Here is a 26,090-nt window from a genome sequence, read left to right on the forward strand (position 1 = left end):
TTCTTTACACAGTATTGACTGTGGCTGATAGAAATCGTTTCCCATTTTACTTTATTTATCGCCATTAATGGCAAAATTATTACCTAGTCATGATTAAAAAGATTATAACGACCTGCATGGGTCTCTTATTAGGACTGGCTCTTTTTGGTGTAGGTCTGATTGCAATTGCAATTTTGGTAACCTATCCAAAACTGCCGTCTTTGGACTCTTTACAACACTACAAACCAAAAATGCCGCTGACGATTTATTCTTCAGACGGCCAAGTCATTGGCGTTTACGGCGAACAACGGCGTGAATTTACCAAAATCGGCGACTTCCCGAAAATTTTGAAAGACGCCGTGATTGCCGCCGAAGACAAACGCTTCTACGACCACTGGGGCGTGGACGTTTGGGGTGTGGCACGCGCTGCAATCGGCAACGTCATGGCCGGCGGCGTTCAATCCGGTGCCAGTACGATTACGCAACAGGTTGCCAAAAACTTCTACCTGAGCAGCGAGCGTTCGTTCACCCGTAAGTTCAACGAAGCCCTGCTGGCCTACAAAATCGAACAGTCTTTGAGCAAAGACAAGATTTTGGAGCTGTACTTCAACCAAATCTATTTGGGTCAACGTGCTTATGGTTTCGCCTCCGCCGCCCAAATTTATTTCAATAAAAATGTTAATGAATTAACATTGGCCGAAGCCGCCATGCTGGCCGGCTTGCCCAAAGCCCCTTCTGCCTACAACCCGATTGTGAACCCTGAGCGTGCCAAACTGCGTCAGACTTATATTCTGAACAATATGCTGGAAGAAGGCATGATCACCCTGCAGCAACGCGATCAGGCTTTGAAAGAAGAGTTGCATTACGAGCGTTTTGTACAAAACATCGATCAAAGCGCCCTGTACGTTGCCGAAATGGTACGTCAAGAGCTGTTTGAGAAATACGGCGAAGATGCCTACACTCAAGGCTTTAAGGTATATACCACTGTCGACACTGCACACCAGCGCGTGGCTACCGAAGCCCTGCGCAAAGTTCTGCGCAACTTTGACCGCGGCAGCAGCTACCGCGGTGCAGAAAACTACATCGACCTGAGCAAAAGCGACAACGTAGAAGAAACTGTCAGCCAATACCTTTCTACGCTTTACACCGTCGATAAAATGATTCCGGCAGTTGTATTGGAAGCCTCCCGTAAAGGTGTACAGATTCAGTTGCCAAGCGGCCGTAAAGTGACGCTGAACAGCCACGCTTTAGGCTTTGCCGCCCGTGCCGTCAACAACGAAAAAATGGGGGATGACCGCATCCGTCGCGGCTCCGTCATTCGCGTTAAAGGCAGCGGCGATACCTTTACCGTTGTTCAAGAGCCTTTGTTGCAAGGCGCATTGGTGTCTTTAGATGCGAAAACCGGTGCAGTCCGCGCATTGGTCGGCGGCTACGACTACCACAGCAAAACCTTCAACCGCGCAACTCAAGCCATGCGCCAACCCGGCTCTACGTTCAAACCGTTCGTTTATTCCGCCGCTTTGGCAAAAGGCATGACTGCTTCCACCATGATTAACGATGCGCCGATTTCCCTGCCGGGCAAAGGTGCAAACGGCAAAGTGTGGAACCCGAAAAATTCAGACGGCCGCTATTCCGGTTACATCACGCTGCGCCAGGCTTTGACCGCTTCAAAAAACATGGTGTCTATCCGCATCCTGATGTCTATCGGCATTGGCTACGCGCAACAATACATCCAACGCTTCGGCTTCAAGCCGTCTGAAATCCCTGCCAGCCTGTCTATGGCTTTGGGTACAGGCGAAACCACGCCGTTGCGTATTGCAGAAGGTTACAGTGTCTTTGCCAACGGCGGTTACAAAGTATCTGCCCACGTCATCGACAAAATCTATGACAGCCAAGGCCGTCTGAGAGCGCAAATGCAACCTTTGGTAGCCGGTGAAAACGCACCTCAAGCCATTGACCCGCGCAACGCCTACATCATGTACAAAATCATGCAAGACGTTGTCCGTGTCGGTACCGCACGCGGTGCAGCCGCACTCGGCCGCGCCGACATCGCCGGTAAAACCGGTACCACCAACGACAACAAAGACGCATGGTTTGTCGGCTTCAACCCTAGCGTTGTGACTGCCGTCTATATCGGCTTTGACAAACCGCGCAGCATGGGTCGTGCAGGTTACGGTGGTACAATCGCCGTACCGGTTTGGGTAGAATACATGCGCTTCGCCCTGAAAGGCACCAGCGTCAAACCGATGAAAGCACCTGAAGGCGTGGTTACAAACGGCGGCGAAGTGTATATGCGCGAACGCATGACCACCAGCTCCGACCTGGCCTTGGACAACAGCGGCGTTGCTCCGCGTCCTGCCCATCGTGCCGTTCCGAATGAAAACCGCCGCCGTACCGAGAGCGGCAATGCGCCAGCCCGTGAAGAATTAGACGAAACCCCAGTTCTGCCAAGCAATACCGGCAACAATAACAGACAACAACTGGACTCTCTGTTCTAACAAATCAAGGCCGTCTGAAACGTTCAGACGGCCTTTTTTGAGAAAATTCAAAGCAAAACCATGATTGATTTACACTGCCATTCAACCGTTTCAGACGGCATGCTTTCCCCAACCGAAGTCGTCCGACTCGCCCTTCAAAACGGTTGCACCCTGCTCGCCCTGACCGACCACGACCATACCGGCGGACTTGCCGAAGCACGTGCCGAAGCCGATACCCTCGGCCTCCCCTTCGTCAACGGCGTGGAAATATCCGTCACTTGGCGCGGCCGCACCATCCACATTGTCGGTTTGGACTTTGACGAACACAACGAAGCCCTGCAAAACCTGCTTGCCGAAGTCCGCAAAGGCCGTCTAAAACGATTGGAAGCCATCGCGGCCAAACTGGAGAAAAAAGGCATAACAGGCTCGTATGAAGGCGCGCTGGCATTGGCCGCCAACAAAGAAATGGCCAGCCGTACCCACATTGCCGAATTCCTCATTCGCGAAGGCCATGTTAAAAACAAACAGCAGGCATTTACCAAATATCTGGGCGACGGCAAATCCTGTTCCGTCAGACATGAATGGGCCACACTGGAAGACTGCGTAGTCGCGATTACAGGCGCGGGCGGCATGGCCATTATCGCCCACCCGATGCGCTATGAATTATCCGCCACCGCCAAACGAAACCTCTTTCAAGAATTTAAAAATCTCGGCGGCGCAGGAATTGAAGTGCACAGCGGCAACTGCTGCAAAAACGACCGCCTCAACTATGCCCTGCTTGCCGACCGTTTCGACTTTCTCGCCAGCGCAGGCAGCGACTTCCACCGCCCCAACGACTTCAGCGGCGGCATACTCGGCGCCTGTCCCGACCTACCCGAACAATGCCGCCCTGTCTGGAAACACTTTAAGGCCGTCTGAATTTTTCTAAATTTCCAAAACGAAAATACAGCTCCTAGTTTTTAAGCAACCTGTTTCCATTGAATCAAAGTTCAATATTCTTAAAATCAGCGTTTCCATCATCAATCAGGCCGTCTGAAAAATACTTTCAGACGGCCTTTTCATTTTTATTTCTCTTTACCGCAAATTAAAACGACCTCACCAGTGACAAACCGACTTCGTTTTGTTTGTAGCTGTATAGCCAGTCGGTGTTACCGTTGACACGGCGGTGTTTATAGCTGAGGACGGGCTTAAGGTCGGCGAATTTCCAGCGGTCCGCGCCTATGCTGAGGCGGTAGGTTTGTTCTTTGTCGCGGCGGCGTTGTTCGAGGATGGCATTCTCTTCCCTATGGCTGCGGATACCGAAAGTCGCAGAAATCGAGGCATCGAAACCGGCTTCAAACATTTTTGCCGCACCCAGCCGTGCGGAAATTTGGCGATAGCTGTCCACAGGGTCTTTCGTTTTGCGTTGTTGCCAGTCTATGCCGCCGTAGAGCATGAGGTCGTTGCGCGGGAAATAAGACAAGGTGTTGTAAACGGAGAGGAGGCTGCCGTCGAGCAAACGGGTTTTGTCTGCATAAGAAAGGTGTTTCCACTCGGCTTCGGTGTTCCACGTCCAGCTGCCTTTGTCGAGATTCCACTCGCTGCGCACGCCGTAGGCGCGGTTGAGGGTTTTGCTGCCGCTGCCATTCCATTCGACAAGTGGTGCGAAGGCGAAAGTGTGGCGCTGGTTTTCAAACTGATAGCCTGCACTGAGGTTGAGCGTGTGTTCGTTGAAATCTTTATGGTCGCGGTAGAAGCGGCCATAGCCGAGCGCGCGAGCGGCAATGCCGTGGTGTCCTTTAACCTGCCAGCGGCGGACGGCGGCGGCTTCGTATTTGATGCCGTTGGCGGAAATGGGTTTGTCGCCTGAAAATTCTTCCCAACATTCGCCGTCGATTTCGGTTTTACACCACACTTTGCCGCTGGCTTCGTTGATGTTGCTATTGTGGACGGCGCCGACGGAGAGGCTGCCTTTCCAGCTTTGACGCTGGTTCAAGGCATCTTGGAAATGGGCGATGTTTTCTTTGACGGCTTCAGGCAAGTCTTCGTTTTGAAGGTGTACAAATTCAGAAGATGCTTCGCGGTTCAGACGGCCTTCAAAAAGCAGGCGTGCGTAATCAAGCCGTCCGCGTGTAAAATCGGGATGACGTTGCAACAGGGTTTCGTATTCTTGTTTGGCGGCTTTCCACTTACCTTCGCCTCGTGCAAGAGAAGCACGGGCAAACGAAGCGATATCGGGATCGTATTCGGTTTGCTGGGTATAACGCTCCAGCAGAGGGCGAACGGTTTGCCAATCGCTGCGGTTGACAGCATTAAACAGTGCCTCGCCTTGGTCGGCTTCGGAGTCGCTCTCGGCTGTCTTCCCGGTATGCGGAGCAGAAATATCGAGATGATATTCGCGCACTTTTTGTTCCTGCTCCTGCATGGTTTGGCGGGTATCCTGCCACAGGCGTTGCGCGGTGCGGTCGTCTGAAAAATCAGAACGCGGCGCGGCAAGGACGGGAGCAGAAAGAAGCAGAATCAGGCAGGCAGACGGTTTGTACATGGGATCGGCTTTCCGGTCGCAAGTTTCAGACGACCTTGAGAAATTTGGAAGCAAGTGTTTAAAAAAGCCTGCGGATGGCAGGCTTTATTTTACTTAAAGACAGATTTTAGCGTTTTACGCCGCCGTATGCCGTATCCAGATTGCGGTCGGTCTTAAATTTGGCAACACCGGCCAACGCGCTTGCACCGTTGCCGAAGAAGTGGCCTTCGGTTTTACCGAAGTGGCCGTTGGCGCGAGCGTAGCCTTCAAATGATGCGCTGGATGGCTTGATGCGGGAATGGATGTCCATCTGTACAGCGTTATTTTTCATAGAACCGGTCAAGACGCGTTGACCGAAGTCTGCGCGCAAAGTACCAACCATCGGGTTGTTGCCGGTGTAGTTATTGATACCTTTAACTGCGTAGTTGGCTACACCGGATACAGGCATAGAGGTAGCGCGTTTGTCGCCGGAGTAGAAAACGCCGCGGTTAGAGCCTTTAGCGTATTCTTTACCGACCCACTCACCGTAGTATACTTCAGAGTCACCGCTCTTGATGGTGTTGAACGCATAGCGGCCGAGGTTTTGACGGGTATATGCGTCGTTAACCTGTACGGTTTTCACGCCATTGCGGTCTGCATTGCCAGGCATACGGTTTACGTTGGTGTAGTACACGCCTGAACGGTAGGCAGCGTGTTTCATCACTTTTTCGCCTTCGGCTTCAGATGCAGGCTTGCCCCATTTTTTGCCGTATTTGTGATTTTTGTAGCCATACTCGAATGGGTTATAGGCATTATTAGCTGCAAATGCGCCTACGCTGAACACAACAGCCAAAACAGCAGCGGTGGTTTTTTGCAGATTCAGTTTCATTGAACACTCCTTGAGGTAAAACGATGGTGGGGAAAATTATGTTTCGTTGTGAGTAGAACATATCGTTATGTGAGGAGGTCTTTTTGTTCTGCAAAGCATTTTATAGGGGAAGTGTTAGCACAGAATTAGTAAATATCCTAACAATCCCCTACAAAGCGAAATTCTTTATTTTTAATTCGATACAGCCTGTATCACCTACCCTAAAACGGCAAAGAATATATTGAAACTGCCTGCCCGATACACCATAATGACCCTATAAATACTCGGAAAAAAGGTTAACGCCATGTGCCAACTGCTCGGCATGAATTGCAACACTCCCACAGACATCATGTTTTCTTTTGAAGGCTTCCGCCGTCGAGGCGGCATTACCGACCACCATGCCGATGGTTTCGGCATCGGTTTCTTTGAAGGCAAAGGCGTGCGCTTGTTTCACGACGACAAACCCAGTGCCAACTCGCCCGTTGCCGACTTGGTGCGCGCCTACCAAATCAAATCCGAAAACGTTATCGCCCATATCCGCAAGGCCTCACAAGGTCAGACCTCATTGGCGAACACTCATCCCTTCATGCGCGAGATGTGGGGCGAATATTGGCTGTTTGCCCACAACGGCCATTTGATTGATTTTTACCCCGAGCAGGGCGAGTACTACCATGCCGTCGGCACGACCGATTCCGAACGCGCGTTCTGCTTTATCCTCAACCGCCTGCGCAGCCGCTTTGCCACCAAGCCCGAACCTGAAGTTTTGTTTGATGCCATTGCCGGCCTAACCCATGAAATCCGCCGCTACGGCTTGTTCAACTTTGTGATGTCCAACGGTGACTGCCTGTTTGCCCACGCCAGCACCTTGCTGCACTACATCGTGCGCAAAGCCCCGTTTGGCAAAGCGCGTTTACTGGACGATGATGTCATGGTCGATTTTTCAGAAGTGACCACCCCGAACGATAAAGTTTCCGTCATCGCCACCCTGCCCCTGACACGAGATGAAACCTGGTCGCAATTGGCAGTCAATGAATTGGTGATGTTTCAAGACGGCGACATTGTCCTCAGCGACCGCCCCAACAATCCGGTTTACATGAGTGCGGAAGAGGGTTTGGAAATCGCCCGCGCCGTCGGTGTATCGGTTTAACGGTTGATTGACTGAAAAACTCAAGGCCGTCTGAAAGGGCAACTTTGCCAAAGTTGCCCTTTCAGACGGCCTTTTTATACTTAATCCATAGTCAAAGCGTTTACTATACGAAAATAGCGCAATCCGCTACAATAATAGGTCACAAACAATGAATTCAATTGCTTAGCGACCTTGCCGAGCGTATGACAAGGAAACCCGATGAAGTGCCCGTTTTGCCAACACCCCAATACACAAGTAGCCGACTCGCGATGGCTGGAAGACACCAACAGCATCCGTCGCCGTCGCAAATGCTTGGAATGCGGACAACGCTTCAGCACCTTTGAAACCGTTGAAATGCGGATGCCGCAAGTCATCAAATCCAACGGCACACGGGTTCCCTTCAATCCGCACAAACTGCAAACCAGCCTTGAGCGCGCGCTGCACAAACGCCCTGTCACACAAGAACAAATCGATGAAACCGTTGCCCTTATCGAGCAGCGCCTCTACCGTTTGGGCAAAAAAGAAGTCGCTTCGCGCATCGTCGGCGAAATGGCGATGGAAGAGCTGGCAAAAATCGACCAAGTTGCCTATGTCCGCTTCGCGTCCGTCTATAAAAGCTTTAAAGACGTTTCCGAATTCACCCAAGTCATCGCCGAATGCAAAGCCAAATAAGGCCGTCTGAAACCATGTTTTCCGCACTTGATACCCAAATGATGCAAACCGCCCTCGAGCTGGCCAAGCTTGGGCGGTTTTCTACTTCCCCCAATCCCCGCGTCGGTTGCGTGATTGCACACGGCGCCCAAATCATCGGACAAGGTTTCCACGTCAAAGCAGGCGAGCCGCACGCTGAAGTTCACGCGTTAAGGCAGGCCGGAGCGGCGGCAAAAGGCGCAACAGCCTATGTCACGCTGGAACCTTGCAGCCATTACGGCCGTACACCACCGTGCGCCGAAGCGCTGGTTCATTCCGGCGTAACGCGCGTAGTCGCCGCCATGACCGACCCTAACCCGTTGGTCGCAGGCAAAGGCTTATCCATGCTGGAAGCCGCCGGAATCCGTACAGAAAGCGGTTTGCTGGAAGCTCAGGCGCGCGAACTCAACCGCGGTTTCCTGTCGCGTATCGAACGCGGCAGACCGTTTGTCCGCCTCAAATGCGCTGCCAGTTTGGACGGCAAAACCGCTCTTTCAGACGGCCGCAGCTTTTGGATTACCGGCGAAGCGGCACGCGAAGACGTACAAATTCTCCGTGCCGAAAGTTGCGCCGTTTTGACCGGTATCGGTACCGTACTTGCCGACAACCCGAAACTCAACGTTCGCAGCTTCCCCACCCTACGTCAACCTGCGCGTATCGTCTTGGACAGCCGACTGCAAATCCCTTTGGACTGCCACCTCGTGACCGATACCGAAAGCCCGACCGTTATCGTTACCCTTTCCTCAGACGAACAACGTTTGCAGGCTCTGAGTGCATTTGAACATATCCGCATCATCAGGCCGTCTGAACACATCAACGGTCGCATCAATCTTCTTTCACTCATGCCGCAACTGGCAGAGCTTGGCTTTGGCGAAGTTCTGGTAGAAGCCGGCTCAACACTTGCTTCAGCCTTCCTGAAGGATGACTTGGTGGATGAAATCGTCCTCTACCAAGCGCCGAAACTGTTAGGCGCAGGCAAACCTCTTTTCTCCATTCCTGAAAATCCGGCCGTCCTGCTTTCAGACGGCCCTTGGCAAAGTCAATCAGTAGAAATCATCGGGCAGGACATTAAATGGGTTCTCCGGAAAAAATCCACCTAATTGCCTCAGCTTGATAATTAAACCATTTTCAATAGAATCTATCTATCATTTGCATGGCAATAAATGTGTTTTTCGCCGAAATATTATAATGACTATAACGTATTCCAATTTAAAACTTTGACTTGCACTAACTATCCTCGAGCTGATTGTCGACAAATTTTCCTTTTTTTCATCACAAAAGAATGAATTATTAAGATAAGTTAAACCATGAAAATTTGTTAAAAGTTTTTATTCTAGAAGGGTTTTAAACGGCATAAACGGTAGTTTAATTTCATGAACCATGCATTTGACAAAGAGATATTTAAAATTAAAACATTTGGTTGAGTGTAATTTCTAAAAATTCAATATTCAAAAATACCTTTTTCATACCTTACAGGCCGTCTGAACGACCGTTAAACTTTTTTGATTGAGACGAATCAGATAAGTGCTTATGATTCCGTCTAATGTAATTATAAGTATGGTTTTAAGGCTTCACACGATACGGCAGCCGGCTATGGCTATGCGGTTGCAGCAAACAACTCAGGCATCGGGAAAACACTCCCGATTTACTCATTCATTAAACGAAAGACATCATGAAAAACGTTACGATACAAAAATTTGCCGATAAGACCGCAAAAATCGGCATCGTTGGCTTAGGCTACGTCGGTTTACCACTGATGTTGCGCTATGTGGATATCGGTTACCAAGTTTTGGGTTTCGACATTGACACCAACAAAGTCGACAAGCTCAACAAAGGCGAAAGCTACATTGAGCATATCCCTTCCGACAAAATTGCCGCTGCTTCCAACAGCCTGTTTGAAGCAACGACCGACTTCTCCCGCATCGGCGAAGTAGAAGCCGTCATTTTGTGCGTACCGACTCCGCTGAACAAATACCGTGAGCCGGACATGAGCTTTGTGATTGACACTACCGATGCGGTAAAACCTTACCTGCGCGCCGGTCAAGTGCTGTCTTTAGAATCCACCACCTACCCCGGTACTACCGAAGAAGAATTGCTGCCACGTATGGAAGAAGGCGGCTTGAAAGTCGGTCAAGACGTGTTCTTAGTTTACTCTCCTGAGCGTGAAGACCCGGGTAACCCTAACTTTGAAACCCGTACCATTCCAAAAGTCATCGGCGGCCATACCCCTGCCTGTTTGGAAGTCGGCCTTGCGCTGTACCAACCTGCCATCGATAAAGTTGTTCCAGTAAGCTCCACCAAAGCTGCCGAGCTGACCAAACTCCTGGAAAACATCCACCGCGCCGTAAACATTGGCTTGGTGAACGAGATGAAAATCGTTGCCGACAAAATGGGCATCGACATTCACGAAGTCATCAATGCCGCTGCGACCAAACCGTTCGGCTTCGTTGCTTATTACCCGGGTCCTGGTTTGGGCGGCCACTGTATCCCTATCGACCCGTTCTACCTGACTTGGAAAGCACGCGAATACGGCGTAAACACCCGCTTCATCGAGCTGGCCGGTGAAGTAAACTCCCATATGCCCGACTACGTTATCGAAAAAGTCGGCCTGGCTTTGAATGACCACAACCGTTCTATCAAAGACAGCAAAATCTTGGTATTGGGTATCGCCTACAAGAAAAACGTGGACGATATGCGTGAAAGCCCATCTGTGGAAGTTATGGACCGCCTGCACAAACTGGGCGCAGTGGTTTCCTACTCTGACCCGCACGTTCCAGAGTTCCCACACATCCCCGGCCACCACTACTTCGATCTGAAGAGCGAAGCGCTGACTCCTGAAACTGTTGCTCAATACGATTGCGTGGTTCTGACCACCGATCACGACAAATTCGACTATGACATGATCACCGAACATGCCAAGCTGATTGTCGATACACGCGGCAAATTCCCAGTGAAAAATCCTAAAGTCATCAAAGCATAATCTTGCTTCAGACGCATCCGGCTGCCTCCGGTTTCCCCGACCGGGACGGCGGCCGGTTTCCCAAGGCCATTTGTTTTTTCAGACGGCCTTGGCAAACCGGCAACGGTAACAACACATACCTTACGAAAAACGCTCAGCTCGAACTTCTGGCCGTCTGAAAACAAATAAATAATATGAACGCGAAAAAAATCCTCGGCTACGCATTGGGCCCGCTAGGAAGCGCCGCTTTCGGCCTGCTTTCCCTGCCGCTCATCTCATGGTACTTCCCTGCGGAAGACATCGGCCGTATCGTACTCTTGCAGACCATTGCCGGACTGAGCATCCTGTTGCTGGGCTTGGGGCTGGACCAATCCTATATTCGCGACTATTACGCCGTTAAAGACAAGGCCGCGCTGTTCAAATCCGTTTTTTTATCGCCATTGATTCTGACTGTGGCGGTTGTGGTTTTAGTGTTACTGATAAACGCATCATGGCCGTCTGAAATCATTTTTGACATCCCCAGTGCAAATTTGGGGATTCTCTTTCTGATTTTCTTGGCCACTACGCTGATTACCCGTTTTTTAGCCTTGATTTTGCGGATGAAAGAGCAAGCATTGGCTTTTTCCGTCAGTCAGCTTGCGCCGAAATTCTTGATTTTGGTGTTGGTTTTTGCCGTGATTGCTTCCGGCTTGCCTACCAATACTACTTCGCTGGTTTTTACCTACACCGCAGCCCAAGTGCTGACCGTTGTACTGTTGATATATCAGCTGCGCCAAGACCTGCAAGCCGTTTCCCATGCGAAATGGTCGTCCGAGCTGCATCGGGACGGACTGCGCTACGGCCTGCCGCTGGCATTCGGTAACTTGGCCTATTGGGGCCTGACTTCGATTGACCGCTTTGTCCTCAAAGACATCTCGGGTTTGGACGAATTGGGCATTTATTCGATGGCAGTCAGCTTTGGTGCCGTCGCCCTGATTTTCCAAAGTGTGTTTTCCACCATTTGGGCGCCTTTGGTGTTCAAATGGGTAGAAGAAAAAACCAATCTGGACAAAATCGGCGATATCACGCTTTCCATGACCGTCCTCATCAGCGCAATGATTTGCCTCATTGGGATTTTCTCGCCGATGGTGACTTGGATACTGCCGGAAAAATACACGCAGGTTCAATTTATCCTGCTCTCGTGTATGCTCTTCCCCCTGTTTTACACGCTGACCGAAGTCAGCGGCATCGGTTTGAACGTTGTCCGCTCGACTTGGCTGATTACCGTCATCAACATCGTTGCCTTTATCGCCAATACCGCCCTGCTCTATCTGCTGGTACCGAAATTCGGTGCAAAAGGTGCGGCTATGGCCAGCGCAACGGCTTTTTGGCTGTTTTTCATCTTTAAAACCGAATTCTCTTCACGCCTGTGGCAGCCTTTGCCGCGCCTGAAGATTTATACCAACTCAACGCTCTGCCTGATGATCTGCCTTGCCTATACTTGGCTGGGTACGCGCGACAACTACATCTGGTTTGCGCTGGCATGGGCAGTCGGACTGGGTTTCCTGTTCCTAAAATACAAACACGCACTATTTGCCGCGACCGAAAAAATCAAAGCCAAATTAAACCGTTCGGCAAAATAGCCAACCTGAGATTCATGTCTCTACGATAACAACAGAACGACTATGAAAATAAAACGTCTAAATTTATACACTTACATCCTATACATCATGTTTACAGCTTATATGCTGGGGCCGGCGCTGTCTTTTAAAATCGGCGTACCGCGCATCGATAATCCTTTATCGTTGTTGTTCGTATTGATTGGCCTTGCCGTATTCTTTTTGGAGGGCAAGCATATTCCGCGCAAAATTTTTGTCATGCTCTGCGCCCTGGCCGCCATGTGTATTTGGCCGGCCATCCACATGGGCATTACATCGCTGATACCGACTCAATACATGGACATCTTGTTTTTTATGGCGGTGCCGGTTTTTTTCTACTTGTTTTACCAAGTGCTTATGCGCGCTGAAGATCCATTGGGCGTTATTCAGAAGTTTTTATTGGTCTTTGCCCTTTATGTTGCCGTTCCACCATTTGTGGAATTGATTACCGGCATTCAGTTTGTCAGTGCCAGTGATGAACTGGCCATTAAAGAAGGTTCGCTCAAAGGGCTGTTTTTCAATCCCAACAACCTTGCTGCCACTGCCGTTTGCCTCGCACCCGCCATCCTGTTTTTCTTTCAACTGCAAGGACGCAAACACAAAGAGAAACTACTGGGCTGGGGATTATATTTACTACTAGGTATGGCCATTTTTGTTTGCGTATCAAGAACAGCTATTGCCTGCTACCTTTTGATTTCACTCATTTATATAGCTTATCGTAAAAATGGTTTTATTACCGTTATTGCCACAGGACTGCTCGCGTTAACATTATCGATGATTCCATCCCGTGTCATCGCGGAATTTTTGCTGTCACTTAACGGCAACCCTTTTCTTGAACGGTTTTCCAGCCGCGTGTACCTTTTTCTATTCGATTTAGACAGCGACAACTCTGTGTCCTACCGTCAGGAGATTTACAACTATTTTTGGAATAATCCGCCCCTGTTGCTAACCGGCTACGGACCAAAAAATTTTCGCGACTATTTTGGCGGCCACTTGAGTAACAGCCTGGGTTTTGAAAATCCGCACAGTTTCATCATCGAACTGTATTTGGGTTTCGGCATAATTTCCCTGCTCGGCTTTATTGCATTTGTAGCGTTTTATTTCCTCTACACTGCCTCAAGCCGTGCACTAACCAACAAATCACGCGTACTGGCTTGGGTTGCCTTGGGCATTTTCTTGTTGGCAGGTTTTATTCCGTCCACCATTTTGCGTATGCCCTTCATCTGGCTACCCTGCCTGCTGATTTACATTTACAGCACATTTGTCGCATCCAAATTACAAAATCAGGCCGCTTACACATATAGCTATACCCCATCTAAAACAAAGGGAATATCATGAAAATCACCCTGACTACCTCCATGTCTGGCCTCGGTGGCACTGAAAACGCCACTTTCCGCCTCGGTCGCCTGCTCAAACAACGCGGACACGATATCGTATTGGCCTCTTCAGACGGCCCTTTGATTCAGGAAGCGCAAGCATTGGGCATCCGTTGGCAGCCGATTGATTTTTACCAAGGCGGTCTTTGGGGTTACGTCAAAGGCATGTTTGCCTATATGAAACTGCTGAAAAAAGAGAAGCCCGATGTGATTCACTGCCAAATGGCGCGTATCGTTCCGGCCTGCGCCATTGCGGCCAAGTTTGCCTCGCCGAAAACCAAAGTGTTCTACCACGCGCGCGGCCTTGATCCGGAAACTTATCCGAAAATTGCCAAGCTTTTCGACAAGCTGGGCGTGTACATCATCGGCAACTGCAAACACGAACGTGAAAAACTCATCCGCTACGGTTTCCCTGCCAACCGCATCACCTACACCTACAATGCCCTGCACAAAGCAGATTTCATTCCTGAAAAAACAGTCAAAGACTATGTCCAACTGGGCACGCTTTCCCGTTTGGACACCGTCCGCGCCGTGCATCTGATGTTGGATATTTTGAAGAAAATGGTTGACCGCAGTATGCCTGTACGCCTCAACGTTGCAGGTATCGGCGAAGAAATGGACAACCTCAAAGCCCAAGCCAAACGTTTAGGCATTGAAGACAAAGTCACCTTCCTCGGCGGCGTCCGCGACTTGACCGGCTACTTCAAAGAAGTCGATATTTTGGTGAACACACCGCATTGCGTGGGCGACCACGGCGCAGGTGTCGGCAACAATATTTTGGAAGCCGGTCTTTACGACACGCCTGTCGTGACCTACAACATGGCGGGCATTTCGGAAATGGTCATTACCGGCCAAACCGGCTACTGCATTCCTTTCGGCGACGACGAAGCATTTATCGAAGCCGTCGATACACTCATCAAGCATCCAGAGTTGCGCAGTCAAATGGGTAAAGCCCTGCACAAACACGTCGAAACCTTATGCTCCGACGACGAAATCTACCGCACCACCATGGCTGCGTACGAAATGTAAGGCCGTCTGAAACATGAACATTACCATCGTCGCCCCTTATTGCTCACTGCCTTCCGAGCCGCATTTCAACCGCTTCTGGTATCTTGCCGAGCTGTTGTCGCAGTCGCATGACGTGTTACTGATTACCAGCAACTTCAAGCACTATAACAAATCTTTCAGACGGCCCGAAGATGCCGAGGCCGCCTCACAAGGCCGTCTGAAAGTCATGCTGTTGGAAGAAAGTGGATACAGCAAAAACGTGTCTTTAGGACGCTTGGCCAGCCATCACCACTTCGTCAAACATTTTGAACAATGGTTGGAAAACTGCCGTCCGGGCGAACAAGACGTCGTCTTTTCTGCCTATCCGCTGATTGCCACCAACCTGCTGTTGGGCAAACACAAAGCGCGTTTGGGCTACAAACTGATTGTCGATGTGCAGGACGTATGGCCGGAGTCTTTCTCCTCAGTCGTACCGTTTTTGAAAAAAGTACCGCACAACCTGCTGCCCTTTGCTTCACGCGCCAACCAAGCCTACCGCTACGCCGACGCGCTGGTTGCCGTATCGCAGACTTATCTCGACCGCGCCAAAGAAGCCAATCCGAACGTACCCGGCGAAGTCGTCTATATCGGTGCCGACTTTCCGAAACTCGATGCCGCGCCTGCCAAAGATTTTGGCGACGACAAAACCCGCTTTTTCTACTTGGGCACGCTCAGTTACAGCTATGACGTGGAAACCGTGTGCAAAGGCGTTCTCAAGCTGTTGGACGCCGGCGAAAACGTCGAGTTGCACATCATGGGCGGCGGCCCTGATTTGGACAGGCTCAAACAATACGCCTGCGACGACATCAAGTTTTACGGCTACATTCCCTATGCCGAAATGATGTCGGTTGCCAAGGGCTGCGACATTGCCATCAACGCCATCCAGTCCTATTCAATGGCATCGATTACCAACAAACTCTCCGACTATATGGCTTTGCAAAAACCGATTCTGAACAGCCAAGTCAACGACGAAGTTGCCGAAGTCCTTACCCTGCTGCCGCATGCGAACTACCATTCCGGCGATGTGGACGGTTTCGTTCAAGCCGCCAAAGATATTTTGAAGCGCAAAAGCGATCCTGTTCAGTCCGAAGAAATCGTCGGCCGCTTCAAACGCGACGTTGCCTATCAAAAAATCGTCAACCTGATTGAAAGATTAGCTCATGAATAAATTTTTCAAACGCCTGTTTGACATTGTCGCCTCCGCTTCAGGACTGATTATCCTGTCGCCTGTGTTTTTGATTCTGGTGTACCTCATCCGTAAAAACCTAGGCTCGCCCGTGTTCTTCATCCAAGAGCGGCCGGGCAAAGATGGCAAGCCTTTTAAAATGATTAAATTCCGCTCCATGCGCGATGCAATCGACAAAGACGGCAACCCACTGCCGGACAGCGAACGCCTGACCGATTTCGGCAAAAAATTACGTGCCACCAGTTTGGACGAACTTCCTGAATTATGGAATGTCTTAAAAGGTGAGATGAGTCTAGTTGGCCCTCGTCCGCTGCTGATGCACTATCTGCCGTTGTACAACGACTTTCAAAACCGCCGCCACGAAATGAAACCGGGCGTGACCGGTTGGGCTCAAGTCAATGGCCGCAACGCCATTTCATGGGATGAAAAATTCGCCCACGATGTTTGGTACATCGACAACTTTAGCTTTTGGCTGGATATAAAAATTTTGTTCCTGACAGTTAAAAAAGTCTTCGTCAAAGAAGGCATCTCAGCCGAAGGGGAAGCCACAATGCCTTATTTCACGGGTAACAAAACTGATGAAAAAAAATAATATACTGATTCTGTCGGCAGGTCGCCGTGTCGAATTGGTGCAGGACTTTCAAACCGAAGCCGCACGTTTTTCAGACGGTATCGGCGTTTTTGCCACTGACCTCAACCCCCACATGTCTTCTGCCTGCCATGTTGCCGACCGCACTTTCAGCGTGCCGCGCATCGATGCAGCCGAATACATTGACAGCATTTTCGAGCTGGCCCAACAACACGACATCGGTCTGATTGTGCCAACCATCGATACCGAGCTGCTCAAACTGGCCGAAGCACGTGACCGTTTTGAAGCTGAAGGAATACATATTGTCATTTCCGATGCAAAACTGATTACCCTGTGCCGCGACAAGCGCCTGACCTCAGGCCTGTTTGCACAATACAGCATCCGTTCGCCTGAAATTTACGAACGGGACCGCCTGGTTTTCCCATGTTTTACCAAGCCTTATGACGGCAGTCGCGCCATCGGTGCGAAAAAAATCAACACACCGGCTGATTTGACTGTCGACATTACCGAAGACCCGAAAATGATGTTCACCCAATACATCGATATCGAGAATACTTTCTCCGAATTTACCGTCGATATGTATTACGACCGTCAAGGCCGTCTGAAATGCGCCATTCCTCGCGAACGTTTGGAAGTGCGCACCGGCGAAGTCAGCAAAGGCGCAACCCGACGCAATGCCCTGTATGAAGAGCTGGTTGAAAAAATGGCCGTATTGGAAGGCGCACGCGGCTGCATTACCGCGCAATTCTTCGTCAGCAAAACCGACAGCACAACCTACGGCGTGGAAATCAACCCGCGTTTCGGCGGCGGTTTCCCCCTGACTTACGCCGCAGGCGGCAACTATCCAGGCCGGCTGATTCAAGAATACATCGGCGGCCAAGACATCCCTTTCTCCGACGACTGGGAAAACAATTTAATCATGCTTCGTTATGATGCTAAGATTTTGGTAAGAGAACATGATTAAACCGGAAGAATCCGTCATCGTCTTCGATCTTGACGATACGCTTTACTCTGAGTACGACTACAAATGCTCCGGAATACAGGCAGTTGTAGGGACAATTACGTCGCTTTACCCACAATACGATGCCGACGTACTAAATGAAATTGCAGACAATAAAAGTAAAGACTGGCTCGAAAATTTGTGTCATCATTGCAAATTAAACGAACTAGAGAAACAATCACTTTTGTGGCAATATCGACTACACCGGCCTGTTATCCGACCCTATGTCGAACCGTCTTTTTTACGGAAGCTGATGCGCCCTTTTGCCGCACGTGCCCTGATTACAGACGGCCGCAGTCTGACACAGCGTTTGAAAATACAGGCCTTGGGTTTGACCGATTTGTTTGACGACATTTTGATTTCGGAAGCCATGCAATCGGAAAAACCCGACGATAAGCGTTTTGTCTTCCTGCAAAACAAATATCCGGCTGCAAAACGTTTCATCTACATCGGCGACAACATCAAAAAAGATTTTGTCGCACCCAACAAACTGGGTTGGCTCTCCATAGGCATCATGCCTAAGCCGCACAATATTCATCAAGCCGATCCCGAGCAATACGGTCGTGAATACCAGCCCACCCTTTGGATAAACACCCTGGAAGAATTGGCTACACTGACAACTTCCGCCACCGAAAAAGCAAATGCATAAGGGACATTTCTCCATGAAAATCTTATTTATGGGTCGTAAACAGGTTTCCGCCAACCTGCTTCGTTTTTTGACCAAACAAGACCATATCGAAATCGTCGGTGTCTTGACCGACAGCCATCTTCAAGGCTCGCCGACCACGGCTGCCGCGCAGGAATTGGGCTTGCCCCTGTACACCTTCGATACGGCTTTGGAAGCAATGCGAGAAGGCCGTCTGAAATACGATTTGGGCTTGTCCGTCCTTTACTGGCGCAAGCTGCGTGATGAATTCCTGAGCATTCCGACTTTAGGCACGATCAACTTCCACCCTGCGCTGTTGCCCGAATACAAAGGCACAGGCGGCTACAACCTGGCCATCATGGATGAGCTGAACGAATGGGGCAATACCGCCCACTACGTCGATGCTTCCATCGATACCGGCGAAATCATCGAGGTGGACCGCTTCCCCATCGACGCCGAAACAGAAACCGCACAATCGCTCGAACGCAAAACCATGCAGGCGCTGGAGCCGTTCGCACAACGCATCATCGCCCGCGCCATCGAGTCGAAAACCAAATTGCCGACCACGCCCAACATCGGCGGCCGCTACGTCAGCCGCGACGAAATGGAAGCCATGAAGCAAATCCTCGACGGCGACAATATCGAGAAGAAAATCCGCGCCTTCTGGTTCCCGCCTTACGACGGCGCATACGTCGAAATCAACGGTCAGAAATACACTCTGATCAACCGCCAACTGCTGGAAGAAATCGCCCCCAAAGGCTCAACCAGTCTTTTCGCAGGAAAAACAAATGCTTAATACATCACTCTCCCCATGGCCAAGCTTTACTCAAGAAGAAGCCGATGCCGTTTCCAAAGTCCTGCTGTCCAACAAAGTCAACTACTGGACAGGTACGGAATGTCGCGAATTTGAAAAAGAATTTGCTGCTTTTGTCGGCACTCAATACGCCGTCGCCCTTTCCAACGGTACGTTGGCTTTGGACGTAGCCCTCAAAGCAATGGGCATCGGCCAAGGCGATGATGTGATTGTCACTTCTCGCACCTTCTTGGCTTCTGCATCCTGCATCGTGACCGCCGGCGCAAATCCGGTTTTCGCCGATGTCGATTTGAACAGCCAAAACATCAGCGCCGAAACCATCAAAGCCGCTTTGACGCCAAACACCAAAGCCATCATCGTGGTTCACCTTGCCGGCATGCCTGCCGAAATGGACGACATCATGGCTTTGGCAAAAGAACATAACTTGTGGGTTATCGAAGACTGCGCCCAAGCTCACGGTGCGAAATACAAAGGCAAATCCGTCGGCTCTATCGGCCACGTCGGCGCTTGGTCGTTCTGCCAAGACAAAATCATGACCACCGGCGGCGAAGGCGGCATGGTTACCACCAACGACAAAGAGCTGTGGAGCAAAATGTGGTCGTACAAAGACCACGGCAAAAGCTACGATGCCGTGTACCACCGCGAACACGCACCCGGTTTCCGCTGGCTGCACGAAAGCTTCGGCACCAACTGGCGCATGTTGGAAATGCAGGCGGTCATCGGCCGCATCCAGCTCAAACGTATGTCCGAATGGACTGCTCGCCGTCAAGCGCACGCCGCCAAACTGGCTGAAAGCTTGGGCAAATTTGCCAGCATCCGTTTGGTTAAAGTGGCCGACTACATCGAACACGCGCAATACAAGTTCTACGTTTTCGTCAAACCCGAACACCTGAAAGACGGCTGGACACGCGACCGCATCGTGAACGAACTGAACGCGCGCAAAGTGCCATGCTATCAAGGCAGCTGCTCCGAAGTGTATTTGGAAAAAGCCTTCGACGACACGCCTTGGCGTCCGAAAGAGCGTTTGAAAAACGCTGTCGAGTTGGGCGACACCAGCCTGATGTTCTTGGTACACCCAACCCTGACCGATGAAGAAATTGCGTTCTGCAAAGAAAACATCGAAGCCGTATTGACTGAAGCCACGGCATAATCATTTTCAGACGGCCTGCAACTTTAGGCCGTCTGAAAAAATAAAACAGCCTGCTTCAAACAATCCGTACCAAGCCACATTACAACACTCAGACACAAGAAATATAAAATGAACTTGGAAACCCTGCTGGCTCTGCCGCGCAACCTTAAAAAAGCCTTCTTCGTCATCCACGATATCTTGATGATATTCGTGGCGTTTTGGTTTGCCCAAAGCCTCAAAGTGCAATATTCCGACGAATGGTTGAGTATCGCCAACTGGCTGGCTTTTGGTAGCACCGCTGTGCTGACCATCATCCTTTTCATCCGTATCGGCCTCTATCGCGCCGTCACGCGCTTCGTCAGCATCCGCGTCCTGACTGCCGCCGCATTCGGCAGTATTATTTCAGCGGTCTTGTTCTGCCTGACCACCCTGATTTTTGAACAAAAACTACACCTTGCCCTGCCCATCGTCTATTTCTTAGTTTTGGTGGTCGGCGTAACCAGCTCGCGCATGATCCTGCGTGCGATTCTGACCGACCATCACCGCAAACAGATGACCCCTGTCATCATCTACGGCGCAGGCCAATCCGGCCGCCAATTACTGGAAGCCATCAAACAGGTTAACGAATACTCGGCCATCGCCTTTGTCGATGACAACCCGAAAATCCAACGTACCGTCATCTATGACCTTGCCGTCTACAATCCCAACGAAATCCCGATGCTGATCAGCCGCTACGGCGTACGCAAAATTCTGCTGGCGATTCCAAGTTCTACGCCTGAAGAACGCAAAGACATCATTCGCCGCCTCGAAGCATACAAATGCGAAGTCCTGACCATTCCGGGCATGAAGGATTTGGTGGACGGCAAAATCAACGTCAGCTCATTGAAAAAAATCTCTGTGGTCGATTTGCTCGGCCGCACCCCTGTGGCACCGCGCCCTGAATTAATGAGTGCCGACATCAGCGACAAAGTCGTGATGGTGACCGGCGCAGGCGGCTCTATCGGCTCCGAACTTTGCCGTCAGATTCTCAACTGCCGTCCGACCAAACTGCTGTTGTTTGAATTGTCCGAATTTGCCCTATACAGCATAGACAAAGAATTGCGCGAAACCCAAGCCGCGCAAGGCAGTCAAGTCGAAGTCGTACCGCTTTTAGGCTCGGTTCAAAACAAAGAACGCCTTAGCAGCATCATGAAGGCCTATCATGTCGACACCGTTTATCATGCCGCAGCCTACAAACACGTCCCTATGGTCGAATTCAACACCATCGAAGGCATTCAAAACAACGTATTCGGCACACTCTGCTGCGCGCAGGCTGCCGTAGATGCAGGCGTTTCCACCTTTGTTTTGATTTCCACCGACAAAGCCGTCCGTCCGACCAACACCATGGGCGCCAGCAAACGCATGGCCGAACTCTGCCTACAAGCGCTTGCCGCCGAGCCAGAACAAAAAACACGCTTCTGCATGGTGCGTTTCGGCAATGTATTGGGTTCGTCCGGCTCCGTTGTCCCTGTATTTGAAAAACAAATTGCCGAAGGCGGCCCGATTACCCTGACCCACCAAGACATTACCCGCTACTTCATGACCATTCCCGAAGCGGCGCAACTGGTTATCCAAGCCGGTGCAATGGGTAAAGGCGGCGACGTATTCGTCCTCGACATGGGCCAATCCGTCAAAATCATCGACCTTGCCCGTCAAATGATTGTCCTCAGCGGCCTCAAAGTCAAAGATGAGCAACACCCACACGGCGACATCGAAATCAAGATTACCGGCCTGCGCCCAGGCGAGAAACTTTATGAAGAACTGCTCATCGGCGATGAGGTGCAAAAAACCACTCATCCCCGTATTATGACCGCCAGTGAAGTAATGCTTCCATGGACGCAATTATCTGACATACTGTCGGAACTCCATACTGCCTGCCTAAAAAGCGACCAAGACAGCCTGCGCCAGCTTCTGCTGCGTGCACCGACAGGCTTCGTACCTAAAGACGGTATCTGCGATTTGGTTTGGCAACAAAACAATAATGCCGTCTGAACATTTTCAGACGGCCCGGACACCATCCCGCAAGGACTACTACATGAAAAAAACGCTCTCCCTACTTGCTCTATTAGCACTGACTGCCTGTAACAGCACGACAATTATTCCTGGTTCAACCATCAAAACCAGAACCAAAACCATTGTTTACACCGATACCGACACCGCAGCCGATACCAACCTCGACAGCCGCGTTGCCGTTTACCCCATCACACCCAACCTGATTGAAAAAATGCGTAAGCCGCCTGTACTTTCCCAAAACAACCAAGGTTTGGAGCAAAGAAAAAGTGCTTACCGCTATCGCATCGGCAGCGGCGACGTCCTCAATATCATGGTTTGGGCGCACTCCGACCTCAACTCCCCTATCCAGCAAAGCAACCCGCAAACCAACCAAGTCAGCCGCGGTGCCTGGGTAGATGAGGGCGGTTATATTACTTATCCATTGGCAGGCAAAATTCAAGCTAAAGGCAAAACTTTGGACGAATTGCAAAACACCCTAACCAGCCTTCTGAAACGCTACATTAAAAATCCTCAAGTAGCGATCAACGTTACCGAATTCCGTTCGCAACGTATTTCAGTATCCGGTGCCATCAACCAAGCAGGTCAGCTGCCGATTACCAATATCCCGATGACCATTTTGGATGCCATCAACCAAGCAGGCGGCGTCACCCAAAGTGCCGACACCCAACACATCAAATGGACGCACAACGGCGTCGACCGCACCCTCTCCCTGCAAGACATGCTGCAATACGGCGATATGTCACAAAACCACCTCCTCAGCCATGGCGACATCGTTTACGTTCCTAACAGCAGCAACAACAAAATCTACATCATGGGTGAAGTCGGCAAACAAGCCACCCTGCCGATCGGCAATCACGGCCTCAACCTGACCCAAGCGCTCGGCGAAGTCGGCGGCATGAACCAAAACTATGCTGATGCAACCGGCGTATTCGTGATCCGCCGCGCACCAGAAGATGCGGCCAAACCTATCCACATCTACCAGCTCAACCTGAAAGATGCGACTTCTTACGCGTTGGGCAGCGAATTCAAACTGCGTTCGGAAGATACCGTTTACGTTACCGCTGCCCCGGTTACCCGTTGGAACCGCGTAATGTCACAAATTACCAACTCCATCAGCAACGTCAACACCCTCGACAATACATTTAAATAAACAGTGGTTCCTGCTGTCAGACCCTTGTTTGACAGCAGGATACAAAATTACGCACAATCCAAACCAATTACATAAACGGCATACAAAAGCCGTACACACCACATAAACGGAAAAGCAGTATCTTATAGTCTGACTCACGCTTTTTTCAGACCATAAACCGAAAACAATATCATGTACCACAACATACTCATCGTCTGCCTAGGCAACATCTGCCGCTCCCCTACAGCAGAGCGGATCATGCAGAAAAAACTACCCGGCCATCAAATCAGCAGCGCCGGCATAAAAGCACTGACAGGGAAGGATGCCGATTTCCAATCCATTAAAACCGCACTCAAACACGGCGTTATCGTTGCAGGCCATACGGCACGCCAGCTGACCGCCCAAATGTGCGAACAGGCCGATTTGATTCTTGTGATGGAGCCCAGTCAAATCGATATGGTGGCCGACATCCATTCGCCGGCACGCAGCAAAACCATGCTGTTTGCCCAATGGTTGCCTAAAAAAACCGTACCTGACCCATACAAACAAAGCAGCGAAATGTTTGAAGCCGTTTTTGAACAGCTCAATGCTGCCGCAGACACTTGGAAAACCAAACTAAACGGAAAAACTCAACCGGTATAAAACCGGCATGAACAAGAAAGCAAGCAATGAAAAAAACGACCTACATACCTTACAGCGCAGACAACGACGAAATCGACTTCGGCCAACAGCTGCGCGTCATTTGGACAAATAAATACAAAATCCTCGCTGCCCTGCTTGCAGGCGGCATTCTTGGCGCAGCCTTTAGCTTGGCATCCACTCCGCAATACCGTGCCGACGCCATGCTGGAAATTGAAACGCGACAAAACCAAATCCTGACCGAAATCAACAGCATCTTCAACAATCAAACCACGCCGTCTGAAGCAGAAGTCGAGCTGGTTCAATCACGCTTAGTGCTGGGTAAAACCGTTGACGACCTTCAACTTGACCAAGAAGTCAAAGCCAAATACACACCCGTTATCGGCAGCCTGATGCACAACATCAGCGGCGACCCCGATCCTAAATTGACCGTCGGCAGCTTTACCGTACAAGACGAATGGTTCAACAAAACCTTCACGCTGACCGCCAAAAGCAACAAGGCCTATACCCTTACCCTGCCTGACAAACGCGTCGTCGAAGGCAAGGTCGGCGTGCCTCTGAAAATCAACAATCACACCACCCTCAAAATCGATCAAATCCTGGCCAATCCGGGTCAAGAATTTGCGTTGACCAAGTTCTCCCGCATCAGTGCGATCGAAAACATCCAAAACAAACTGGCGGTCATCAGCAAAGGTAAAACCAGCCCCATCATCAACCTTGCCTTTACCGGCACCAACCCTAAACGTACCAGCGTCATCCTCAACAGCATTACCGACAACTACGTTGCGCAAAACCGTGAACGCGACGTCCAAGTTGCATCCAGCGGTTTGGCCTTCATCAGCGAAGAATTGCCACGCTTGAAAGAAACCTTGCAAGACGCTGAAAACAAACTCAATGCCTACCGCCAACAATCAGGCTCTCTCGACATTCCGCTCGAGTCCAAAGGTGCATTGGAAAGCCTGACCGGCATCGAAACCCAAATTACCCTGCTCAAAACCGAAGAAGCAGGTTTGGCCGAGCTGTACACGCCGGAACACCCTTCCTATAAAGCCGTATTGGACAAACTTGCCGTCCTCGAGCGTGCTAAAAACAAAATTAATCAACAAATTGCCGAGTTACCGAATACCCAACAAGAAGTTATCCGCCTGACCCGAGACGTAGAAACCAACCAGGCTACCTACGTCCAACTGTTGAGTAAACAACAAGAACTCAACATCATGAAAGCCAGTGCGCAAGGTAATGTCCGCATCGTCGATTATGCCTATGTCCCTGAAAACCCCGTTGCACCGCGCAAAGCCGTCATCACGTTCCTGAGCGCACTTGCCGCAGGCTCATTGACCGCTTTGTGGCTGATGATTCGCAACCGCATGAAAAACGGCATTACTTCATCTGCAGAAATCGAAAACCTCAATTTGGAAGTCGTCGCTCTTGTTCCGCACTCCAAAACCCAGCAAAAACGCGACTTCTTCAAAAGCAAATTCAAGAAAACCGGCGGCCGTTCCAACTATCTGCTGGCCAGTGAAGACCGCGCCGATACTGCCGTCGAAGCCATCCGCGCCCTGCGCACCAACATCTACTTCTCCATGCTGGACGCACCTAACAACGTCCTCATGATTACCGGTGCCGCGCCTGAAGCAGGTAAATCCTTTATCTCGGCCAACCTCGCCACCGTAATGGCACAATCCGGCAAACGCGTTCTGCTTATCGATACCGATATGCGCAAAGGCTACCTCGACCGACTCTTCGGCCTTACCCCCGAGTTCGGCTTGTCTGACATCCTCGACGGCAAAGCCGCTCCGGCCAAAGCCGTACAAGAGACCGGCATTGAAAACCTCCACCTCATCAGCAGCGGCAGCTATCCTAGCAATCCGTCCGAGCTTTTGATGGACAAACGTTTCAACGAGTTGCTCACCCACGCGCGCCAACGCTACGATTACGTCATCTTGGACACGCCGCCCGTATTGGCCGTGACCGACGCCGTCATCATCGGCCAACATGCAGGCACCGTCCTGATGATCAGCCGTTATGCACACACGCGTGCACGAGAGCTTGAGGCCAGCGTTGAACGCCTCAAACAAAACCACATCAACATCAAAGGTGTCGTCCTCAACGGTATGAAGCGCGAAGCCAACAACAGCTACGACTACTACGCCTACGATGCCTACCATTCCGGTAACAATAAATCATAAACCGAAGCAGGCCGTCTGAACTTTCAGACGGCCTAAGGCTTTTTAAACGGCACAAAATATTTTTCACAAACGCCGC

Annotated in this window: 21 protein-coding genes; 19 read left to right on the forward strand and 2 right to left on the reverse strand. The window is 50.6% G+C overall.

Translation table 11 applies throughout. The features are described 5' to 3' along the window. Positions 1 to 89: 89 nt before the first annotated feature. Together ACTHR7_RS09655 and ACTHR7_RS09660 are read left to right on the forward strand one after the other, a co-directional pair. Positions 90 to 2,477 (forward strand): penicillin-binding protein 1A, encoded by a 2,388-nt coding sequence (locus ACTHR7_RS09655; protein WP_107867829.1) that lies wholly within the window; start codon positions 90 to 92, stop codon positions 2,475 to 2,477. A 60-nt stretch (positions 2,478 to 2,537) separates the two neighbouring features. Beyond that, positions 2,538 to 3,374, forward strand: coding sequence for a PHP domain-containing protein (locus ACTHR7_RS09660; protein WP_070645314.1), 837 nt, complete (start codon positions 2,538 to 2,540; stop codon positions 3,372 to 3,374). Positions 3,375 to 3,540: 166 nt separating this feature from the next. Here ACTHR7_RS09660 and ACTHR7_RS09665 read toward each other — a convergent pair whose 3' ends face one another. Beyond that, positions 3,541 to 4,980 (reverse strand): surface lipoprotein assembly modifier, encoded by a 1,440-nt coding sequence (locus tag ACTHR7_RS09665; RefSeq protein ID WP_070645316.1) that lies wholly within the window; start codon positions 4,978 to 4,980, stop codon positions 3,541 to 3,543. Between the two features lie 106 nt (positions 4,981 to 5,086). Then, the gene (locus ACTHR7_RS09670; RefSeq protein WP_070460456.1) at positions 5,087 to 5,827 is read right to left on the reverse strand and encodes a Slam-dependent surface lipoprotein; all 741 of its coding nucleotides are present in this window, start codon (positions 5,825 to 5,827) and stop codon (positions 5,087 to 5,089) included. A 283-nt stretch (positions 5,828 to 6,110) separates the two neighbouring features. On the opposite strand from ACTHR7_RS09670, the gene ACTHR7_RS09675 reads away from it, so the two are divergent. From ACTHR7_RS09675 to ACTHR7_RS09755, 17 genes are all read left to right on the forward strand, one after another. After that, positions 6,111 to 6,953 carry a class II glutamine amidotransferase gene (locus ACTHR7_RS09675; RefSeq protein WP_070645319.1) on the forward strand — a complete coding sequence of 281 codons (843 nt, stop codon included), beginning with the start codon at positions 6,111 to 6,113 and terminating at the stop codon, positions 6,951 to 6,953. Positions 6,954 to 7,151: 198 nt separating this feature from the next. Next, positions 7,152 to 7,604, forward strand: coding sequence for a transcriptional regulator NrdR (gene nrdR / locus ACTHR7_RS09680; RefSeq protein ID WP_070584707.1), 453 nt, complete (start codon positions 7,152 to 7,154; stop codon positions 7,602 to 7,604). Between the two features lie 14 nt (positions 7,605 to 7,618). Beyond that, a complete protein-coding gene (ribD, locus tag ACTHR7_RS09685) occupies positions 7,619 to 8,722 on the forward strand; it encodes a bifunctional diaminohydroxyphosphoribosylaminopyrimidine deaminase/5-amino-6-(5-phosphoribosylamino)uracil reductase RibD (RefSeq protein ID WP_107792217.1) in 1,104 nt (367 codons plus the stop codon). A gap of 572 nt (positions 8,723 to 9,294) precedes the next feature. Beyond that, entirely contained in the window at positions 9,295 to 10,602 is a 1,308-nt protein-coding gene (locus ACTHR7_RS09690; RefSeq protein WP_070460459.1) for a nucleotide sugar dehydrogenase, read from the forward strand. A gap of 173 nt (positions 10,603 to 10,775) precedes the next feature. Further along, complete coding sequence (locus tag ACTHR7_RS09695) at positions 10,776 to 12,203, forward strand: oligosaccharide flippase family protein (RefSeq protein ID WP_440370727.1); 1,428 nt, start codon at positions 10,776 to 10,778, stop codon at positions 12,201 to 12,203. A gap of 42 nt (positions 12,204 to 12,245) precedes the next feature. Continuing rightward, entirely contained in the window at positions 12,246 to 13,556 is a 1,311-nt protein-coding gene (locus ACTHR7_RS09700) for an O-antigen ligase family protein (protein WP_440370728.1), read from the forward strand. Continuing rightward, entirely contained in the window at positions 13,553 to 14,623 is a 1,071-nt protein-coding gene (locus ACTHR7_RS09705) for a glycosyltransferase family 4 protein (RefSeq protein ID WP_440370729.1), read from the forward strand. Before ACTHR7_RS09700 ends, ACTHR7_RS09705 begins: the two co-directional genes overlap by 4 nt. Before the next feature lie 13 nt (positions 14,624 to 14,636). Then, positions 14,637 to 15,809, forward strand: a complete 1,173-nt coding sequence (locus ACTHR7_RS09710) for a glycosyltransferase (protein WP_440370730.1) — start codon at positions 14,637 to 14,639, stop codon at positions 15,807 to 15,809. Beyond that, complete coding sequence (locus ACTHR7_RS09715; protein ID WP_049333552.1) at positions 15,802 to 16,419, forward strand: sugar transferase; 618 nt, start codon at positions 15,802 to 15,804, stop codon at positions 16,417 to 16,419. The genes ACTHR7_RS09710 and ACTHR7_RS09715 overlap by 8 nt, the downstream gene beginning before the upstream one ends. Beyond that, positions 16,406 to 17,380 (forward strand): ATP-grasp domain-containing protein, encoded by a 975-nt coding sequence (locus ACTHR7_RS09720; protein ID WP_440370731.1) that lies wholly within the window; start codon positions 16,406 to 16,408, stop codon positions 17,378 to 17,380. The genes ACTHR7_RS09715 and ACTHR7_RS09720 overlap by 14 nt, the downstream gene beginning before the upstream one ends. Continuing rightward, positions 17,373 to 18,065, forward strand: a complete 693-nt coding sequence (locus tag ACTHR7_RS09725; protein ID WP_070645333.1) for an HAD family hydrolase — start codon at positions 17,373 to 17,375, stop codon at positions 18,063 to 18,065. The genes ACTHR7_RS09720 and ACTHR7_RS09725 overlap by 8 nt, the downstream gene beginning before the upstream one ends. Before the next feature lie 13 nt (positions 18,066 to 18,078). Further along, entirely contained in the window at positions 18,079 to 18,858 is a 780-nt protein-coding gene (locus ACTHR7_RS09730) for a methionyl-tRNA formyltransferase (protein ID WP_049322614.1), read from the forward strand. After that, on the forward strand, positions 18,851 to 20,026 hold the full coding sequence (locus ACTHR7_RS09735; protein ID WP_440370732.1) for a DegT/DnrJ/EryC1/StrS family aminotransferase: 1,176 nt from the start codon (positions 18,851 to 18,853) through the stop codon (positions 20,024 to 20,026). Before ACTHR7_RS09730 ends, ACTHR7_RS09735 begins: the two co-directional genes overlap by 8 nt. Before the next feature lie 108 nt (positions 20,027 to 20,134). Further along, a complete protein-coding gene (locus ACTHR7_RS09740; RefSeq protein ID WP_440370733.1) occupies positions 20,135 to 22,036 on the forward strand; it encodes a polysaccharide biosynthesis protein in 1,902 nt (633 codons plus the stop codon). 43 nt (positions 22,037 to 22,079) lie between these two features. Next, positions 22,080 to 23,207 (forward strand): polysaccharide export protein, encoded by a 1,128-nt coding sequence (locus ACTHR7_RS09745; RefSeq protein WP_440370734.1) that lies wholly within the window; start codon positions 22,080 to 22,082, stop codon positions 23,205 to 23,207. A gap of 171 nt (positions 23,208 to 23,378) precedes the next feature. Then, positions 23,379 to 23,828 (forward strand): low molecular weight protein-tyrosine-phosphatase, encoded by a 450-nt coding sequence (locus ACTHR7_RS09750; protein WP_296185020.1) that lies wholly within the window; start codon positions 23,379 to 23,381, stop codon positions 23,826 to 23,828. A 26-nt stretch (positions 23,829 to 23,854) separates the two neighbouring features. After that, complete coding sequence (locus ACTHR7_RS09755; RefSeq protein ID WP_440370735.1) at positions 23,855 to 26,014, forward strand: polysaccharide biosynthesis tyrosine autokinase; 2,160 nt, start codon at positions 23,855 to 23,857, stop codon at positions 26,012 to 26,014. Positions 26,015 to 26,090: the final 76 nt, after the last annotated feature.

Source organism: Neisseria sp. P0007.S010 (genome assembly GCF_051962875.1).
GTDB classification, from domain to species: domain Bacteria; phylum Pseudomonadota; class Gammaproteobacteria; order Burkholderiales; family Neisseriaceae; genus Neisseria; species Neisseria subflava_A.

Bases quoted from the DNA above. Each gene is read 5' to 3' on its own strand.
- ACTHR7_RS09655 (WP_107867829.1), top strand. From the start codon at position 90: ATGATTAAAAAGATTATAACGACCTGCATGGGTCTCTTATTAGGACTG.
- ACTHR7_RS09660 (WP_070645314.1), top strand. From the start codon at position 2,538: ATGATTGATTTACACTGCCATTCAACCGTTTCAGACGGCATGCTTTCC.
- ACTHR7_RS09665 (WP_070645316.1), bottom strand. From the start codon at position 4,980: ATGTACAAACCGTCTGCCTGCCTGATTCTGCTTCTTTCTGCTCCCGTC.
- ACTHR7_RS09670 (WP_070460456.1), bottom strand. From the start codon at position 5,827: ATGAAACTGAATCTGCAAAAAACCACCGCTGCTGTTTTGGCTGTTGTG.
- ACTHR7_RS09675 (WP_070645319.1), top strand. From the start codon at position 6,111: ATGTGCCAACTGCTCGGCATGAATTGCAACACTCCCACAGACATCATG.
- nrdR (WP_070584707.1), top strand. From the start codon at position 7,152: ATGAAGTGCCCGTTTTGCCAACACCCCAATACACAAGTAGCCGACTCG.
- ribD (WP_107792217.1), top strand. From the start codon at position 7,619: ATGTTTTCCGCACTTGATACCCAAATGATGCAAACCGCCCTCGAGCTG.
- ACTHR7_RS09690 (WP_070460459.1), top strand. From the start codon at position 9,295: ATGAAAAACGTTACGATACAAAAATTTGCCGATAAGACCGCAAAAATC.
- ACTHR7_RS09695 (WP_440370727.1), top strand. From the start codon at position 10,776: ATGAACGCGAAAAAAATCCTCGGCTACGCATTGGGCCCGCTAGGAAGC.
- ACTHR7_RS09700 (WP_440370728.1), top strand. From the start codon at position 12,246: ATGAAAATAAAACGTCTAAATTTATACACTTACATCCTATACATCATG.
- ACTHR7_RS09705 (WP_440370729.1), top strand. From the start codon at position 13,553: ATGAAAATCACCCTGACTACCTCCATGTCTGGCCTCGGTGGCACTGAA.
- ACTHR7_RS09710 (WP_440370730.1), top strand. From the start codon at position 14,637: ATGAACATTACCATCGTCGCCCCTTATTGCTCACTGCCTTCCGAGCCG.
- ACTHR7_RS09715 (WP_049333552.1), top strand. From the start codon at position 15,802: ATGAATAAATTTTTCAAACGCCTGTTTGACATTGTCGCCTCCGCTTCA.
- ACTHR7_RS09720 (WP_440370731.1), top strand. From the start codon at position 16,406: ATGAAAAAAAATAATATACTGATTCTGTCGGCAGGTCGCCGTGTCGAA.
- ACTHR7_RS09725 (WP_070645333.1), top strand. From the start codon at position 17,373: ATGATTAAACCGGAAGAATCCGTCATCGTCTTCGATCTTGACGATACG.
- ACTHR7_RS09730 (WP_049322614.1), top strand. From the start codon at position 18,079: ATGAAAATCTTATTTATGGGTCGTAAACAGGTTTCCGCCAACCTGCTT.
- ACTHR7_RS09735 (WP_440370732.1), top strand. From the start codon at position 18,851: ATGCTTAATACATCACTCTCCCCATGGCCAAGCTTTACTCAAGAAGAA.
- ACTHR7_RS09740 (WP_440370733.1), top strand. From the start codon at position 20,135: ATGAACTTGGAAACCCTGCTGGCTCTGCCGCGCAACCTTAAAAAAGCC.
- ACTHR7_RS09745 (WP_440370734.1), top strand. From the start codon at position 22,080: ATGAAAAAAACGCTCTCCCTACTTGCTCTATTAGCACTGACTGCCTGT.
- ACTHR7_RS09750 (WP_296185020.1), top strand. From the start codon at position 23,379: ATGTACCACAACATACTCATCGTCTGCCTAGGCAACATCTGCCGCTCC.
- ACTHR7_RS09755 (WP_440370735.1), top strand. From the start codon at position 23,855: ATGAAAAAAACGACCTACATACCTTACAGCGCAGACAACGACGAAATC.